General features: G+C 73.0%; 14 protein-coding genes. 2 read left to right on the top strand and 12 right to left on the bottom strand.

Annotated features, from left to right (window positions below; all coding sequences use genetic code 11):
- The 11 genes from cimA to P3H78_RS28760 form a co-directional block, all read right to left on the bottom strand.
- Nucleotides 1–1,605 carry a citramalate synthase gene (cimA, locus tag P3H78_RS28810; protein WP_276112109.1) on the bottom strand — a complete coding sequence of 535 codons (1,605 nt, stop codon included), beginning with the start codon at nt 1,603–1,605 and terminating at the stop codon, nt 1–3.
- 281 nt (nt 1,606–1,886) lie between these two features.
- Nucleotides 1,887–3,188, bottom strand: a complete 1,302-nt coding sequence (locus P3H78_RS28805) for an MFS transporter (protein WP_276112108.1) — start codon at nt 3,186–3,188, stop codon at nt 1,887–1,889.
- 74 nt (nt 3,189–3,262) lie between these two features.
- Nucleotides 3,263–3,820: a TetR/AcrR family transcriptional regulator gene (locus P3H78_RS28800; RefSeq protein ID WP_276112150.1), complete on the bottom strand. Its 558-nt coding sequence runs from the start codon at nt 3,818–3,820 to the stop codon at nt 3,263–3,265.
- A gap of 50 nt (nt 3,821–3,870) precedes the next feature.
- Nucleotides 3,871–4,944, bottom strand: coding sequence for an agmatine deiminase family protein (locus P3H78_RS28795; protein ID WP_276112107.1), 1,074 nt, complete (start codon nt 4,942–4,944; stop codon nt 3,871–3,873).
- Nucleotides 4,945–4,964: 20 nt separating this feature from the next.
- Nucleotides 4,965–6,647, bottom strand: coding sequence for an urease subunit alpha (locus tag P3H78_RS28790; protein WP_276112106.1), 1,683 nt, complete (start codon nt 6,645–6,647; stop codon nt 4,965–4,967).
- Nucleotides 6,644–7,324 carry an urease subunit gamma gene (ureA, locus tag P3H78_RS28785; RefSeq protein WP_276112105.1) on the bottom strand — a complete coding sequence of 227 codons (681 nt, stop codon included), beginning with the start codon at nt 7,322–7,324 and terminating at the stop codon, nt 6,644–6,646. The genes P3H78_RS28790 and ureA overlap by 4 nt, the downstream gene beginning before the upstream one ends.
- Nucleotides 7,325–7,557: 233 nt before the next feature.
- A complete protein-coding gene (locus P3H78_RS28780) occupies nt 7,558–8,646 on the bottom strand; it encodes a branched-chain amino acid aminotransferase (protein ID WP_276112104.1) in 1,089 nt (362 codons plus the stop codon).
- Nucleotides 8,647–8,963: 317 nt separating this feature from the next.
- On the bottom strand, nt 8,964–10,007 hold the full coding sequence (locus P3H78_RS28775; RefSeq protein WP_276112103.1) for a 3-isopropylmalate dehydrogenase: 1,044 nt from the start codon (nt 10,005–10,007) through the stop codon (nt 8,964–8,966).
- A 235-nt stretch (nt 10,008–10,242) separates the two neighbouring features.
- Nucleotides 10,243–10,374 carry a hypothetical protein gene (locus tag P3H78_RS28770; protein WP_276112102.1) on the bottom strand — a complete coding sequence of 44 codons (132 nt, stop codon included), beginning with the start codon at nt 10,372–10,374 and terminating at the stop codon, nt 10,243–10,245.
- Between the two features lie 403 nt (nt 10,375–10,777).
- The gene (pruA, locus tag P3H78_RS28765) at nt 10,778–12,409 is read right to left on the bottom strand and encodes an L-glutamate gamma-semialdehyde dehydrogenase (RefSeq protein WP_276112101.1); all 1,632 of its coding nucleotides are present in this window, start codon (nt 12,407–12,409) and stop codon (nt 10,778–10,780) included.
- 38 nt (nt 12,410–12,447) lie between these two features.
- Nucleotides 12,448–13,374, bottom strand: a complete 927-nt coding sequence (locus tag P3H78_RS28760; RefSeq protein ID WP_276112100.1) for a proline dehydrogenase family protein — start codon at nt 13,372–13,374, stop codon at nt 12,448–12,450.
- Nucleotides 13,375–13,533: 159 nt separating this feature from the next.
- Here P3H78_RS28760 and P3H78_RS28755 point away from each other — a divergent pair, with 159 nt between their 5' ends.
- Nucleotides 13,534–14,793, top strand: coding sequence for a PucR family transcriptional regulator (locus P3H78_RS28755; RefSeq protein ID WP_276112099.1), 1,260 nt, complete (start codon nt 13,534–13,536; stop codon nt 14,791–14,793).
- Between the two features lie 21 nt (nt 14,794–14,814).
- Here the strand turns inward: P3H78_RS28755 and P3H78_RS28750 are convergent, their stop codons facing one another.
- Entirely contained in the window at nt 14,815–15,396 is a 582-nt protein-coding gene (locus tag P3H78_RS28750) for a TetR/AcrR family transcriptional regulator (protein ID WP_276112098.1), read from the bottom strand.
- 97 nt (nt 15,397–15,493) lie between these two features.
- On the opposite strand from P3H78_RS28750, the gene P3H78_RS28745 reads away from it, so the two are divergent.
- Nucleotides 15,494–17,053: an MFS transporter gene (locus P3H78_RS28745; protein WP_276112097.1), complete on the top strand. Its 1,560-nt coding sequence runs from the start codon at nt 15,494–15,496 to the stop codon at nt 17,051–17,053.
- Nucleotides 17,054–17,225 lie beyond the last annotated feature (172 nt).

The following is a 17,225-nucleotide window of genomic DNA, read 5'->3' as shown; positions in this document are numbered from 1 at the left end:
TCACTCCGCCGGCTGGACGCCCGCCCGCAGCAGGCCGTAGGTGTAGGCGTCCTCCAGTGCCTGCCAGGAGGCGGCGATGACGTTCTCGGCCACGCCCACGGTGGACCACTCGCCCTTGCCGTCCGAGGTGGAGATGAGGACCCGGGTCGTGGACTGGGTGCCGTGCTTGCCCTCCAGGATGCGGACCTTGTAGTCGACCAGTTCGAGGGCGGCGAGCTGCGGATAGATCTTCTCCAGGGCCACCCGCAGGGACCGGTCCAGGGCGTTGACCGGTCCGTTGCCCTCGGCGGTGGCGACGATGCGCTCGCTCTTGGCCCACAGCTTGACCGTCGCCTCGTTGGCGTGGGTGCCGTCGGGGCGGTCCTCGACGATCGCCCGCCAGGACTCCACCTCGAAGTACTTCAGCGGCCGGCCCTCGGCCTCGGCGCGCAGCAGCAGCTCGAAGCTGGCGTCCGCGGCCTCGTAGGTGTAGCCCTGCAGCTCGCGCTCCTTGACGCGCTCCACGACCCGGCCGACCAGCGCGCGGTCGCCGCCGAGGTCGATGCCGAGCTCCTTGCCCTTCAACTCGATCGACGCGCGGCCCGCCATGTCGGAGACGAGCATGCGCATGGTGTTGCCGACCTGCTCGGGGGCGATGTGCTGGTACAGGTCCGGGTCGACCTTGATGGCGGAGGCGTGCAGTCCGGCCTTGTGCGCGAAGGCGGAGACGCCCACGTAGGGCTGGTGGGTGGAGGGCGTCAGGTTGACGACCTCGGCGATGGCGTGGGAGATGCGGGTCATCTCGCTCAGGCGTCCCTCGGGCAGGACCGGCCGGCCGTACTTCAGTTCCAGGGCCGCGACGACCGGGAACAGGTTGGCGTTGCCGACCCGCTCGCCGTAGCCGTTGGCGGTGCACTGCACGTGGGTGGCGCCGGCGTCCACCGCGGCGAGGGTGTTGGCGACCGCGCAGCCGGTGTCGTCCTGGGCGTGGATGCCGAGGCGGGCGCCGGTGTCCGCGAGGACGGTGGAGACCACGGCCTGGATCTGGGCGGGGAGCATGCCGCCATTGGTGTCGCAGAGCACGACCACGTCGGCGCCGGCCTGCGCGGCCGCCGTGACGACGGCCTTGGCGTACTCGGGGTTGGCCCGGTAGCCGTCGAAGAAGTGCTCGCAGTCGACGAAGACCCGGCGGCCCCGGGAGCGGAGGTGGGCGACGGTGTCGCGGACCATCTCCAGGTTCTCCTCCAGCGTGGTGCGCAGCGCGAGCTCCACATGCCGGTCGTGGGACTTCGCCACCAGGGTGATCACCGGGGCGCCGGACTCCAGCAGCGCCCTGACCTGCGGGTCGTCCTCGGCCCTGGCACCGGGGCGGCGGGTGGCGCCGAAGGCGACGAGCTGCGCGTGACGGAACTCGATCTCCGCCCGGGCGCGGGCGAAGAACTCGGTGTCCCGCGGGTTGGCACCGGGCCAGCCGCCCTCGATGAATCCCACGCCGAAGTCGTCCAGGTGCCGTGCGATGGCCAGCTTGTCGGCGACGGTGAGGTTGATTCCCTCGCGCTGGGCACCGTCGCGCAGAGTGGTGTCGAAGACGTGGAACGAATCGTCCGGACGACTGGTTGCGGTCATGGTCCTGGGCTCCTGTTGTGGATCTCGGTCTTACCGGAATGACCGGCTCCACCGTCCCCCCATCCTCCCTCGCGCTGCGCCCCCGGCTGAAGGTGGGCCAGGAAAACGAAAGACCCCTCGCGGGTGCGAGAGGTCTGCGCGCGGGTCGAGGACGACGATGGCCGCCCGTACCGGGTCGTACGTGGCGGTCACTGCGGACCGGCGCGCCTGCTGTCCATAATCATGGCCAACGAGAGCATGGGGGCAGTTTGGCACAGTCCCGCCCCCCGCTCACCGCCGTCTCAGGATGCGGGCGTCAGCCTGGACGACTCGGCCTCCTCCACCCGGGTCAGGTCCAGGTCCCGCGTCTCGCGCATGGAGACGTACACGACCAGCGACACCGCCGCGCAGGCGGCCACGTACCAGAAGAAGCCGGACTCGGCGCCCGCGTTCTTGAACCACAGGGCCACGTACTCGGCGGTGCCGCCGAAGAGCGCGTTGGCCAGCGCGTAGGGCAGGGCCACGCCGAGGGCGCGCACGCCCGTGGGGAACAGCTCCGCCTTCACGCAGGCGTTGATGGAGGTGTAGCCGGTGACGACGACCAGCGCGAGCAGGGACAGGCCGAGGGCGGGCCAGAAACCGTCCGCCCGTCCCAGCAGGGTCATCACCGGCACGGTGAGCAGGGTCGAGCCGACGGCGAAGGTGATCAGCAGCGGACGGCGCCCGATCCGGTCGGAGAGCCGGCCCGCGAGGGGCTGGAGGCAGGCGAAGACGATCAGGGCGGTGAAGGACACCAGGGTCGCGGTCTGCTTGGGCAGGCCCGCGGAGTTCGACAGGTACTTCGTCAGGTAGGTGGTGTACGTGTAGTACGCGACGGTGCCGCCCATGGTCAGGGCGACCACCAGGAACGCCTCCCGCTTGTGCCGCCACAGCGCGCGCAGCGTGCCGCGCTCCTCGCCCCCGGTGGCGTCGGCCTCGTACACCTCGGTCTCCAGCATGCTGCGCCGCAGGTAGAAGACGACGGCGGCGCCGAGCGCGCCGATGACGAAGGGGATGCGCCAGCCGTAGGAGTGCAGCGCGGCGTCGGACAGCGTGCGCTGGAGCAGGATCTGCAGGCCGAGGCCGACGATCTGGCCCGCGGTCATCGACACGTACTGGAAGCTGGAGGCGAAGCCGCGGCGGCGCGGGTCGGAGGCCTCGGTGAGGTAGGTGGCGCTGGCCGCGTACTCGCCGCCCACCGACAGCCCCTGGAGCAGCCGGGCGAGCAGCAGCACCAGGGCCCCGCCGTATCCGGCGACGGCGTAGGTCGGGGCGATGGCGATGAGGACGGCGGAGGCGGACATCAGCGAGACCGTCAGGGTGAGCGCGGCCTTGCGTCCCCGGCGGTCGCCGACCCGGCCGAGGAGCCAGCCGCCGACCGGGCGCATGAAGAAGCCGACCGCGAAGATGCCCGCGGTGTTCATGAGTTGGGCGGTCGGGTTGCCGTCCGGGAAGAAGGCCCCGGCGAAGTAGGTGGCGAAGCTGGCGTAGACGAACCAGTCGTACCACTCCACCATGTTGCCGGCCGAGCCGATCCAGATCCGCTTCCAGTGCTGTCGTCCCATGAGCCCTGTCTGCCCCGCGAGGACGCCCGCGACGCACCCCGACCGGCCCTGCCCCGCGGGTACTTGGCGCCGATTCAGTCCGGCGGGCCGCCGCCGGCGGCCAGCGACTCGTCGAGGAACTCCCGTACATGGGCGAGGACCTGCGCCCGGCCGGTGCCGCGCAGCCCGATCGCCACGTGGATGGAGAAGCCGTCCAGGAGCGCCCGCAGCCGGGTGGCGAAGCGGTCGGCGTCCACGGCGCGGAACTCGCCGCGGGAGACGCCCTCGGCGACCAGGGCGGCCAGGTCGCGGTGCCAGGCGCCCTCGATGGCGACCTGCCGGTCGCGGGCGTCGTCGGCGGCGTTCTTCGAGCGGTTCCAGACCTCCAGCCAGAGCGTCCAGTGCGGGTCGCGGTGCCCGTCGGGGACGTACAGCCCGACGTAGGCGTCCAGGCGCTCGCGGGCGGGGGCGGTGCGGGTGAGCAGGCGGCCGCGCTCGGCGCCCAGGCCGCGCTCGCTCCACTCCAGGGTCTGCAGCAGCAGTTCGTCCTTGGAGCGGAAGTAGTACAGCAGGTGACCGCTGCTCATGCCGACCTCGCGCCCGAGCGCGGCCATGGTCAGCTTCTCCAGCCCGCGCTCGGCGATCATCTCCATGGCCGCGGCGAGGACCTCCTCGCGCGGCGGCGCGGGGGTCCGGGCGGGGGTCACCGGGTCCTCGGCTGCTGCTGGGTGATGCAGTGGATGCCGCCACCGCCCGCGAAGATCGCCCGGGCGTCCACCGGGACGACCGTCCGCTCGGGGAACAGGCGGCGGAAGACGCCGGCCGCGAGCTCGTCGCGGGGGTCGCCGAAGGCGCAGAGCACGACCCCACCGTTGCACAGGTAGTGGTTGATGTAGGAGTAGTCGGCCCAGTGGCCGTCGGCCTCCAGCACGGTGGGGGCGGCCACCTCCACCACCTCCAGGGGGCGGCCGCGGGCGTCCGTCGCGGACCGCAGGATCCCGACGGTCTCGCGGGTGACCTCGTGGTCGGGGTGGGCCGGGTCGGGCTGGTGGTGGGCGACGACGACGCCGGGGCGGGCGAACGCGGCGACGATGTCGACGTGCCCGAGGGTGCCGAAGCCGCCGGGGCTCCCCCCGGGCCGGCCGGACGGCGCGGCCGGGTAGTCGCCGGTGAGGCCGCGCGGCAGCCAGATCGCCTTCCGGGTGCCGAGGTGGGCGTGGATCTCCGCCTCCACCTGCTCCCGGGTCCAGCCCGGGTTGCGCTCGGGGCCGAGCTGCACGGTCTCGGTCAGCAGGACGGTGCCCTCGCCGTCCACGTGGATCGCACCGCCCTCGTTGACCAGCCGGGAGGCGTACGTCCGGGCACCCGCGAGGTCCGAGACATGCCCGGCGATCTTCGCGTCGTGCTCCCAGCGGGCCCAGCTCTGGGCGCCCCAGCCGTTGAACGTCCAGTCGACCGCGGCCAGTTCACCGCTCGGATGGGTGAGGAAGGTGGGGCCGGTGTCGCGCATCCACGCGTCGTCCAGCTCGCGCTCGACGGTGTCGACGCCGGGGCCGAGCAGTGCCTCCGCCTGCGCCGCCTGGCCGGGGCCGCAGACGACCGTGACCGGCTCGAAGCGGAGGACGGCACGGGCCACCGAGGCCCAGGCGATACGCGACAGGGCGAGGTCGTCGGGGTCGGCGAAGGTCGGGTTGGGGCCCGGCCAGGCCATCCAGGTGCGCTCGTGCGGCGCCCACTCGGGTGGCATGCGGAAGCCGTCGGCTGCGGGGGTGCTCATGGGTCCGTGGCTCCTTGGACTCAGAGGAAGTACAGGCGGTTGAGGGACACCGAGTCGGCGGGCTCGGAGCGGACGGGTTCGCCGTCGAGGGTGACCAGGCCGGTGCGGTCGTCGACCTCGACGGACCCGGTACGGGAGTTCAGACGCAGGTCGGCGGGGCCGATGCCGCGGGTGCCGCGGACGGCGACGCGGCGCCGCCGGGTGGGCAGGCGGTCGTGTCCCTGGTCCAGGGCCGCCCGGGCGACGAACGCGACGGAGATCTCGGCGGGCGTGGCGCCGTGCGCGCCGAACTGCGGCCCCAGTACGAGGGGTTCGCAGGTGTCGGTGGCCGCGTTCGGGTCGCCGGTCACGCCGTACGCCGGGAAGCCCGACTTGAGCACGAGCTGCGGCTTGGCGCCGAAGAACTCCGGGCGCCACAGCACGAGGTCGGCGAGCTTGCCGGGCTCGATCGAGCCGACCTCGTGGGCGAGTCCGTGCGCGAGGGCGGGGTTGATCGTCAGCTTGGCGATGTAGCGCAGGACGCGGGCGTTGTCGTCGCCGGGGCCGTCGCCCTCCAGCGGGCCGAAGTCGGCCTTCATCTTCCCCGCCATGGCGAAGGTCCGGCGCACGGTCTCGCCCGCCCGGCCCATGCCCTGCGCGTCCGAGGAGGTGATGCCGATGGCGCCCAGGTCGTGCAGCACGTCCTCGGCCCCCATGGTCCCGGCGCGGATGCGGTCGCGGGCCATCGCCGCGTCGCCGGGCAGGTCGGTCTTGAGGTCGTGGACGGAGACGATCATGCCGTAGTGCTCGGCGACGGCGTCCCGGCCGAAGGGCAGGGTGGGGTTGGTGGAGGAGCCGATGACGTGGGGGACCCCGGCCATCTTCAGCACGTTCGGCACATGGCCGCCGCCGCAGCCCTCGATGTGGAAGGCGTGGATGGTGCGCCCCTCCAGGACCCGCAGGGTGTCCTCGACGGACAGGCACTCGTTCAGGCCGTCGCTGTGCAGGGCGACCTGGACATCGTGCTCCTCGGCGACCCGCAGGGCGGTGTCCAGGGCGCGGGTGTGGGCGCCCATGTCCTCGTGCACCTTGAAGCCGGACGCGCCGCCCTCGGCCAGCGCCTCGACCAGCGGCGCCGGGTGCGAGGAGGAACCCCGGCCCAGGAAGCCGATGTTGACCGGCCACGCGTCGAAGGCGCCGAAGGCGTGCCGCAGCGCCCAGGGCGCGTTGACGCCGACGCCCCACACCGGCCCGAACTCCTGGCCGATGATCGTGGTCACGCCGGAGGCGAGCGACGCCTCCATGACGCGCGGCGACAGCAGGTGCACATGGGTGTCGACGGCGCCGGCGGTGGCGATCAGCCCCTCGCCGGACACGATGGAGGTACCGGTCCCGACGACGACGTCGACGCCGTCGAGGGTGTCGGGGTTGCCGGCCCGCCCGACGGCGCAGATCCGGCCGTCCCGGATCCCGATGGAGACCTTGCGGATCCCCTGCACGGCGTCGATCACGACGACGTTGCTGACCACCACGTCGCAGGTGTCGCGGACGGCGGCCGCCTTCAGGTGCAGCCCGTCGCGGGCCGTCTTGCCGAAGCCGGCGAGGAACTCGTCGCCGGGGCGCTGCGCGTCGGACTCGACCCGGACGGTGAGGCCCGAGTCCCCGAGCCGGACCCGGTCCCCGGCGCGGGGTCCGTGGGCGGCGGCGTACTCGTACGGGTTCACGGCCGCACCCCCAGGTATCCGCAGGCGGCGGCCCTGCGCAGGGCCTCCTCCCTCGCGCCGGGCGCGTCCAGCGGCCCGTCGACCAGTCCGGCGAACCCGATCGCGATCCGGTCGCCGCCGATCGGCACGAGCCCGGCCTCGGCCCGCTCCCCGGGGCCGAAGCGGACCGAGGAGCCCGCGGGCACGGCGAGCCGCATCCCGTAGGCGGCGGCACGGTCGAAGTCGAGCCGCGGGTTGGCCTCGAAGAAGTGGAAGTGCGAGGTGACGGAGACCGGGACGGCCGCGGTGTTGACGACGGTCAGGCGCACCGCCGCCTCCGGCTCGGCGTGCTCCGGGCCCGGGAGCAGCGCACCGGGCGCCTCCTCCCCGAGGCCGCCGCCGACCGGGTCGGGGACCACCGCGAGGCGCGAGCCGTCGTCGAAGACGGCCTCGACGTGGACCTCGGTGACGACGTCGGCGACGCCGGGCAGCACGTCGTCCGGGCCGAGCACCGTGCGGGCGCGCTCGATCGCCTCGGCGAGCCGGGCGCCGTCGCGCGCCGCCTCGCAGACCGTGTCGGCGATCAGGGCGGTGGCCTCCGGCACGTTGAGTCTGAGGCCGCGCGCCCGGCGGGACCGGGCCAGCTCGGCGGCCGAGAACAGCAGCAGCCGGTCGCGTTCCGTGGGAGTCAGTCGCACGCGACGGCACCTCCTTGCCTTGCAGCATTAGAACGTCACTCTAAAGGGTGAGGTGCGCACAGGGAAGGGGAGATCCTGATTCCGGGTGACGCCGCGGCCGTGCTCATGGAACAGCACTCGAAGGTGCGCCCGGGGGACGACGCCGGCCGGGGGCCGGGCGGACACAGCGGAAGGCCGGTCCGCCGCCGCTCGGCGGGAGCGGCGGCGGACCGGCCTTCGGAGGCAGGGCAGGCTCAGCCGAGGCGGTGCATCCAGCCGTGCTTGTCCTCGGTGGTGCCGCGCTGGAGGTCCAGGAGGGCCCGGCGCAGCCTCATCGTGACCTCGCCCGGCTCACCGCCCGACTGCTTCCACTCGGCCGACGCCCGCTTGACGGTGCCGACCGGGGTGATGACGGCGGCGGTCCCGCAGGCGAAGACCTCGGTGAGGGTGCCGTTCTCCGCGTCGCGCTGCCACTGGTCGATGGAGACGCGGCCCTCCTCGGCCTCGTAGCCGAGGTCACGGGCGACGGTCAGCAGCGAGTCGCGGGTGACGCCCTCCAGGATCGAGCCGGTCAGGGACGGGGTGACGATCCTGTTGCCGTACACGAAGTACAGGTTCATGCCGCCGAGTTCCTCGACCCACGCGTGCTCCACGGCGTCGAGGTAGCAGACCTGGGCGCAGCCCCTCTCGGCGGCCTCGGCCTGGGCGAGCAGGGAGGCCGCGTAGTTGCCGCCGGTCTTGGCATCGCCCATGCCGCCGGGGACGGCGCGGACGTGGTCCTCCGAGACCCAGATGGAGACCGGCTTCACGCCGCCCGGGAAGTAGGCGCCCGCCGGGGAGGCGATCACCAGGAAGAGGTACTCGTTGGCGGGCTTGACGCCCAGGCCGACCTCCGTGGCGATCATGAACGGGCGCAGGTACAGGGACTCCTCGCCGCCGTGCGCCGGGACCCACGCCCGGTCCTGCTGGGCCAGTGCGTCACAGGCCTCGATGAAGGTCTCGACGGGCAGTTCGGGCATGGCCAGGCGGCGGGCGGACGCCTGGAAGCGCTGGGCGTTCTTGTCCGGGCGGAAGGTGGCGACCGTGCCGTCGGGCTGGCGGTAGGCCTTCAGGCCCTCGAAGATCTCCTGGGCGTAGTGCAGGACGTGGGTGGCCGGGTCGAGCGGGATCGGCGCGTACGGCACGAGCTGGCCGTCGTGCCAGCCCCGGCCCTCCGTCCACCTGATCGTCACCATGTGGTCGGTGAAGTGGCGGCCGAAACCGGGGTTGACCAGGACCGCCTCGCGCTCCGCGTCGGAGAGCGGGTGGGCCGAGGGCTTGAGCTCGATCGTGGGCGTCGTCATCAGTGGTTTGTCCTTCACCGGTTGTCGTGACGGGCCGCGTTCTCACCCGCACGGCCAGTGGCCGGTGCTGGGACGTCCGAGCTTTCCCTCATACCGCGGCTCCGCGTTCGATTATCGCGCGGCGCCGGGGGCGGAAGAAACGGGGTGAATGCGGCCCAGGGGTTGATGGTGGCACCCGGCGCGGCATACGGAAAGCCGCCGGGTGCGGATGCGACCCGGCGGCTTCCCGAGGATGTGCGGACCCGTGCGGGTCCGGCCGGCCTCGATCGGCGGCGGGGTCTCCCCCGGCCGGGCGAAGCCGAATGCTGGGGGACGGGTCAGCCGGCTACCCGTACCGCGAGTGCGTCGCCGATCTCGGCGGTGGTGCGGGCGGGCAGCGCGCCGCGCTCCGCGAGGTCGGCGGAGACGGCGGCGTCGATGCGGTCCGCCTCGGCCTCGTGGCCGAGGTGGCGCAGCAGCAGGGCGACGGAGAGGACCGTGGCGGTGGGGTCGGCCTTGCCCTGGCCCGCGATGTCCGGGGCCGAGCCGTGCACCGGCTCGAACATGGACGGGAACGCGCCGCTCGGGTTGATGTTGCCGGAGGCGGCGACGCCGATGCCGCCGGAGACGGCCGCGGCGAGGTCGGTGATGATGTCGCCGAAGAGGTTGTCGGTGACGATCACGTCGAAGCGCTCGGGCTGGGTGACGAGGTAGATCGTCGCCGCATCGACGTGGATGTACTCAGTGGTGACCTCGGGGTACTCCTCGGCCACCCTGGTGAAGACGTCCGTCCACAGGTGGCCGGCGAAGGTCAGCACGTTGTTCTTGTGGACCAGCGTGAGCTTCTTGCGCGGGCGGGCCTGGGCGCGGGCGAAGGCGTCGCGGACCACGCGCTCGACACCGAAGGCGGTGTTGACGGAGACCTCGGTGGCGACCTCGTGCTCGGTGCCCTTGCGGATGGTGCCGCCGTTGCCCGTGTAGGGGCCCTCGGTGCCCTCGCGGACGACGACGAAGTCGATCCGGGGGTCGCCCGCGAGCGGGGTGGCGACGCCGGGCAGCAGCTTCGACGGGCGCAGGTTGACGTGGTGGTCGAAGGCGAAGCGGAGCTTGAGCAGGAAGCCGCGCTCCAGGACGCCGGAGGGCACGGAGGGGTCGCCGATGGCGCCGAGCAGGATGGCGTCGTGCTGCCGGAGCTGGTCCAGGTCGCCGTCGGTGAGGGTCTCACCGGTGGCGTGGTAGCGCCGGGCCCCGAAGTCGTACTCCCTGGTCTCCAGCTTCACGTCCTGCGGGAGGGCCGCGGACAGGACCTTCAGGCCCTCGGCCACCACTTCCTGGCCGATGCCGTCACCGGGGATCACTGCGAGATCGATGCTGCGAGACATGTGGGCACCCTACTCCGCGTCCCAGGAGATGACACGGCTTGTCCATGATGCGGACGTGACCGACGTCCGAACGGGGGACGCCGGCACGCCGCGACCGCCGTCCGGCCGTGTCGGGCACGGGTGTTGACGGCGGTCGTGAGGCGGGGCGGGGTGCGGCACGGCGGTGGACCGCGCCGCACCCCCTGCGGGTGCGGCTCCCGGCAGGTGGCGCCCGGAGACCCGGGCCGCGGGGCGCTCAGTGCCCGGTCTGGCCGCCGTTGTCGCGGCGGTCGAGGGCGCGCTGGAGTGCGGCGGCGGCGTTCTTGCGCTCCGAGTCGCTCGGACGGACGGAGTGGCGGACGCGGCGACGGACAGTGGTCTCGGCCATGGGACATCGACTCCTTCGGCGAACGGAAGGTGCGGAAAGGGGTTGCGAGACTCCCCCACGCCCGAATCGGCGTGGAAGACACCCCTGGAGAAGGGGGAAGGCGGCGCCGCAGGGGTTGCCTGCTCAGGGCCCGGCTCACGACCGTCAGGCACTCGATCGAGTGCGACGTTCGGCTCCTACCAAGCTAAGGGAGGACGGCGCTGCTGTCTCCACGATTACTCGGACTTCCTACTATCTGAGACGGCGCCACCGCCCTCACCGCGCTGACCTCCCCTTTCCCCGTCCTGCCCGGCGACGGCCCGGGTCCCCCGTCCGGCGGGCACGGCCGTCTGAGCGTCCGTCAGAGCGGCTCCCCGTCGCACCGGTCGGAGAGCGCGCCGTGGCCCGGCCGGTGCGGGGGCGGTCAGCCCATGTGCGGGTAGGTGTAGTCGGTCGGCGGGACCAGCGTCTCCTTGATGGCGCGGGTCAGGGTCCACCGCATCAGGTTCTGCGGGGCGCCGGCCTTGTCGTTGGTGCCGGAGGCGCGGCCGCCGCCGAAGGGCTGCTGGCCGACGACGGCACCGGTCGACTTGTCGTTGATGTAGAAGTTGCCCGCGGCGTAGCGGAGCTTCTCCATCGTGTACGCGGCCGCCGCGCGGTCGCCCGAGACGACCGAGCCGGTGAGGGCGTAGTCGGACACCGACTCCATCTGGGTCAGCATCGCGTCGTACTGGTCGTCCTCGTAGACGTGGACGGCCAGGATCGGGCCGAAGTACTCGGTCGTGAAGACCTCGTTCTCCGGGTCGGTGCACTCGATGACGGTCGGGCGGACGAAGTAGCCGACCGAGTCGTCGTAGGTGCCGCCGGCGACGATCGTGCAGGACGCGTCCGCCGCGGCGCGGTCGATCGCGGCCTTGTTCTTGGCGAAGGACCGGTCGTCGATGACGGCGCCGACGAAGTTCGACAGGTCGGTGACGTCGCCCATGGTCAGCTGGTCGACCTCGGCGGCGAACTCCTCCTTGAAGCCCGAGTTCCAGATGGAGGCCGGGACGTAGGCGCGGGAGGTCGCGCTGCACTTCTGGCCCTGGTACTCGAAGGCGCCGCGGGTCAGCGCGGTCTTCAGGATGGCGCGGTCGGCGCTCGGGTGGGCGACCAGGAAGTCCTTGCCGCCGGTCTCGCCGACCAGACGCGGGTAGGAGCGGTACTTCTCGATGTTGTTGCCGACCGTCTTCCACAGGTGCTGGAAGGTCCTGGTCGAGCCGGTGAAGTGGATGCCGGCGAGGTCGCGGTGCTCCAGCGTCACCTCGGACACGGCGATGCCGTCGCCGGTGACGAGGTTGATGACGCCCTTGGGCAGCCCGGCCTCCTCCAGGAGCTGCATGAGCAGCACGGCCGCGTGGGTCTGCGTCGGGGACGGCTTCCAGACCACGACGTTGCCCATCAGCGCGGGCGCGGTGGGCAGGTTGGCCGCGATCGCCGAGAAGTTGAACGGCGTGATCGCGTAGACGAAGCCCTCCAGCGGGCGGTGGTCCATGCGGTTCCACACGCCCGGGGAGTTCGCCGGGGGCTGCTCGGCGAGGATCTGGCGGGCGTAGTGGACGTTGAACCGCCAGAAGTCGACCAGCTCGCAGGGGCTGTCGATCTCGGCCTGCTGGGCGGTCTTCGACTGGCCGAGCATGGTGGAGGCGGCGATGGTCTCGCGCCACGGGCCGGCGAGCAGCTCGGCGGCGCGCAGGATGATCGCCGCGCGGTCGTCGAAGGACATCGCGCGCCACGCGGGCGCGGCGGCCAGGGCCGCGTCGACGGCGTCCTGGGCGTCCTCGCGGGTGGCGTTGCGCAGGGTGCCGATGACGGCCTTGTGGTTGTGCGGCTGGACCACCTGGATGGCCTCGCCGCCGCCCATCCGCTTCTCGCCGCCGATGGTCATCGGCAGGTCGACCGGGTTGTCGGCCAGCTCCTGGAGCTTGGCCTCCAGACGGGCGCGCTCGGGCGAGCCGGGGGCGTAGCCGTGCACCGGCTCGTTGACGGGGGTGGGGACCTGGGTCACAGCGTCCATGGGTTCCGTAACTCCTTACTGAGCGGTGTGGGTCGGGCTCAGCCCTTGCTGATCATCGAACGGACGAAGAAGCGCAGATTGGCCGGCTTCTCCGCCAGACGGCGCATGAAGTAGCCGTACCAGTCGGTGCCGTAGGCGGTGTAGACGCGCATGCGGTGGCCCTCGGCGGCCAGCCGCAGGTGCTCCTCGCTCCGGATGCCGTAGAGCATCTGGAACTCGTACTCGTCCAGCTTGCGCCCGGCGCGCCGCGCGAGCTCCTGCCCGATGGAGATGAGCCGCGGGTCGTGGGACCCGATCATCGGGTAGCCCTCGCCCTCCATCAGCGTGCGCAGGATCCGCACGTACGCCTTGTCGATCTCCTGCTTGTTCTGGTAGGCGACCTCGGCGGGCTCCTTGTAGGCGCCCTTCACCAGGCGCACCCGGCTGCCGTTCGCCGCGAGGCGGCGGGCGTCGGCCTCGGTGCGGTACAGGTAGGCCTGGATGACGCAGCCGGTCTGCGGGAAGTCCTTCCGCAGCTCGTCGTGGATCGCGAACATCGAGTCCAGGGTGGTGTGGTCCTCCGCGTCCAGCGTGACCGTGGTGCCGATCGCGGCGGCGGCCTCGACGACCGGGCGGACGTTGGCGAGGGCCAGCTCGTGGCCGCCCTCCAGCGCCTGGCCGAACATCGACAGCTTGACGGACATCTCGACCCGGGTGCCGAGCTCCAGGTCCTTGATCCGGTCGACCAGCCGCAGGTACGCGTCCCGGGCGGCGGCGGCCTGCTCGGGCGTGGTGATGTCCTCGCCGACCACGTCCATCGTGAGTTCCAGACCGCTGCCGGTCAGGTCCTCGATGATCGGGACGACGTCGTCCACGGTCTCGCCCGGGATGAAGCGGTCGACGACCTGCTTGGTCACCGGAGCCGCCGAGATCAGGCGTCGCATCCGGTCGCTGCGCGACGCGGCGAGAATCACGGGACCCAGCACGGGGCACCTCCACAAGCAACAGAAAGCCGAAACCCGGCCATTCGGGAACGGCACGGAGAACCACCGTGAAAGTTAAGGATCCCTCCGATCGTCGGCCATCGACAGCTGTCACGCATCCGTGTACGTGATCTCAGACAGATGTATGAGAGCGCCGGGAGAATGCGGGAGAATGCCCGGGTGACGCCCGAACACAGAGGTGACTACCAGGAGCTGGTCGACGAGATCTCGGAGCTGCTCGGTGCGCCGGCGACGCTGGAGAACCGCGACTTCGAGCTGATCGCCTTCGGCACCTACGACAGCGAGGGCGACCTCGATCCGTCGGCCCTCGACCCGGTGCGCACCCGCTCGATCCTGACCCGCCGGTCCACGGCGGCGGTGCGCTCCTGGTTCGAGGGGTTCGGCATCACGCGCGCCTCGGGCCCGGTGCGGATCCCGCCGACCCCGGAGGCGGGGGTCTACCGCGGCCGGATCTGCCTGCCGGTCCGCCATCGGGGTGTCGTCCTCGGGTACGTGTGGCTCCTCGACGACGATCCGGGGCCCGGCGAGGAACAGCTCGCCGCGGCCATGGCGGTGACCGCCCGGATCGGCGCGCTGCTCGCGGACGAGGCGCAGGCCGGCGCGGACCTGACCCGGGAGCTGCGGGCGGTGCTCACCGCGGAGGCGGGCTGGCCACGGGACATGGCGGTGGCGGAGCTGAGGACGGCGCTCGGGGTGCGGGCGGACGGCCCGCACACGGTGGTGTGCGTGGCCCCCTGGCCCTCGGCGGACCCCGACGACGCCCCCTCGGTGCGCACCGTTGCGGGGGCGACGGCCCTGTGCACGGTGCCGTGGGGGACGACCGGCCAGTGCCTGGCGCTGCTGGTGCGGCTGCGGTCCACGGACGTCCTGGGACCCGCGGTGGCGGCGGCCGGCCGGCTGCTGGACCGGGCCGGTTCCGTCCGGGCGGCCGGGACGCGGCCCGCGGCGGCGGGCGGTCGGCCGGGCCGCACGGACCCGGGGCCGGGCACGGGTGCCGCGGCCGGGATCGCCGCGGCGCGGCGGGGGCTGGTGGAGCTGGCCGCCGCCTGGGCGGAGGCGACGGGGGCGGCCCGGGCCGCGCTGGCCGAGCCGCGGCTGGGGCCGGTCGCGCACTGGGCGTCGATCGGCCCGTTCCGGCTGCTCACGGCGCTGCCCCCGCGGACGGCGGAGGATCCCGCGGTCCGGGCGCTGCTCTCCCCCGCGCAGGCCGAACTCGCCCGCACCGCCGAGGTGTTCCTCGACTGCGCCGGGCAGGCCGGACGCACCGCGGCCGAGCTCGGCATCCACCGCCAGACCCTCTACTACCGGCTGTCCCGGGTGGAGCGCCTGACGGGCCTGGACCTGGACGACGGCGAGGACCGGCTGCTGCTGCACATGGCGCTGAAGCGCGCGCGGCTGTAGCCCGCGGCCCGCGCCGCCGGGTCACTCGGCCCCGCGCACCCCGTCCAGCACGCGGCGCAGGCCCTCGGTGAGGGCGTCCGCGTCGGGCGCGGTGGCGGGGTCGAAGGTCCACTGGGCGATGAGACCGGTCATGAGGACCGTGTAGAACGCGCCGAGCGTGTCGACGACCGCCTCCGGGACGTCCTCCTCGGGCCCGCCCATCAGGAGGGCGACGAGGCCGCGCGACGCCTCCCGCTGGGCCCGCGCGAGGTGGTCGCGCGCCTCGGGCAGCTGATCGCCCATGACCACGATCTCCGCGCTGAGACGCCAGAACGAACCCGGTTCCCGCAGACTGGCGACGACCTTCGACCACACCTCCCGGAACCGCTCGAGCGAGCCCGGCGCCGTCCCGGCCCCCACGGCCGCACCCCAGTCGTCGGCCGCCCCTTCCACCAGCGCCACGTACGCCTGCGCCAGCAGCGCGTCCTTCGAGCCGTAGTGGTAGCCGATCGACGCCAGGTTGGTGCCCGACTCCCTGACGACGTCGCGCGCGGTGGTCCGCGCGAACCCCTTCTCCAGCAGGCAGCGCTTCGCGCCTTCGAGCAGATCCTCGCGGTGTCCCATGCGCGGAAGCCTACCGCCGTTCCATACGAACGTCCCAGACACATGACTTACACGAGCGTTCTAGACAACCGTTTAACACGCCCGTACAGTCACCGGCATGACGAACCCGACGAGCACGACCGCCCCGCCCGGCGCCGAGCGCGCCCCCGTCCGTGCCGGGCGCCGCGAGTGGACCGCCCTCGGCGTGCTGATGCTCCCGCTGCTGCTGGTCTCCATGGACGTCTCGGTCCTGTACTTCGCCGCCCCCGCGATCGGCGCCGACCTGCGGCCGAGCGGCACCCAGCAGCTGTGGATCTTCGACGTGTACGGCTTCGTGCTGGCCGGCCTGCTGATGACGATGGGCGCCCTGGGCGACCGCGTCGGCCGCCGCCGGCTGCTCCTGGTGGGCGCGGCCGCCTTCGGCGCCGCCTCGCTGCTGGCCGCCTACGCCGGCAGCGCCGGGACCCTCATCGCCGCCCGTGCGGTCCTCGGCATCGGCGGCGCGACCCTGATGCCCTCGACGATGGGGCTGCTGCGCACGATGTTCGCCGACCCCGCACAGCGGACCCGGGCCATCGGCCTGTGGTCGGGGGTGATGACCGGCGGCATCGCCCTGGGCTCGGTGATGAGCGGCGTCCTCGTGGAGCACTTCTGGTGGGGCTCGGTCTTCCTGGTCAACCTGCCCGCGATGGCCCTGCTGCTGGTCCTCGGCCCGGTCCTGCTCCCCGAGTCGCGGAACCCTGCCCCCGGCCGCTTCGACTGGCCGAGCGTTCCGCTGTCGATGGCCGCCGTGCTCCCGGTGGTCTACGGGCTGAAGGAGATCCCCTCCGAGGGCTGGCACCCGCAGTACGTCGTGTCCGTGGCCGCCGGCCTGGTCCTCGCCGCGCTCTTCGTCCGCCGCCAGCGCACCGCGGACTCCCCGCTGGTCCCGCCCGGCCTGCTCCGGGGCCGCGGCTTCACCCCTGCGCTGGTCCTGACCCTCGTCTCGGCCTTCGCCATCATGGGTTCGGCCGTCTTCACCACGCAGTACCTCCAGTCCGTCCTCGGCAGGAGCCCGCTGGACGCCGCGCTGTGGAGCCTGCTGCCCTCCGTCCTCATCGGCGTCGCCGGCCCGGTCACCGGGCAGCTCGTCGCCCGGGGGGCCGACCGCGGGTACGTCGTCGCCTGCGGCTTCGCCCTCGCCGCGGCCGGCTTCGTGCTCCTCGCCCTCACCGGCACCCACTCCCTGTGGCTGGTGCTCGCCGCGGCGGGCGTGCTGGCGAGCGGTGCCGTCATGGTGATGTCCCAGCTGACCGACCTGGCGATGGGCTCGGCGCCTGCGGAGCGGGCGGGCACCGCGTCGGCCCTGCTGGAGACGGCCACCGAGTTCGGCGGCGCGCTGGGCATGGCGCTGCTGGGCTCCATCGGCACGGCCCTCTACCGCCACGCGATGCCGCCGACGGCACCGGCCGCGGCCCGGGAGACCCTCGGTGCCGCGCTGGCGGCCGCCGCCCGCCTGCCCGGCCGGAGCGCCGGGGAGCTGCTCGCCGCGGCCCGGGAGGCGTTCACCACGGGCATGCACGGCGCGGCGATCGCCGGAGCGGTCGTACTGGCCCTGGCCGCGGCCGGGGCGGCGGCCACCCTGCGCCGGATCCGGGTGCGCGGGACACCGGCCCCGGAACCGGACACGGCCGCCTGAGCCGAGCGGCCCCGCACACACGACGGCGCCGGGCGGCACCGGGACCGTGGGGGTGCCGCGCGTCCCCGCACTCCGTACCCGAGCCCGGCCGCGGCACAGGTCGTCACCCCCGCGGCCGCGTCGTCCGGCCCGGCCGTCCTCACCTTCCGGTCCGCGCCGAACGTCTCCTACC

Source organism: Streptomyces tropicalis (genome assembly GCF_029269835.1).
In the GTDB taxonomy this organism is placed as follows: Bacteria; Actinomycetota; Actinomycetes; order Streptomycetales; family Streptomycetaceae; genus Streptomyces; species Streptomyces tropicalis.
This window is presented reverse-complemented; position numbering and strand designations above follow the sequence as displayed.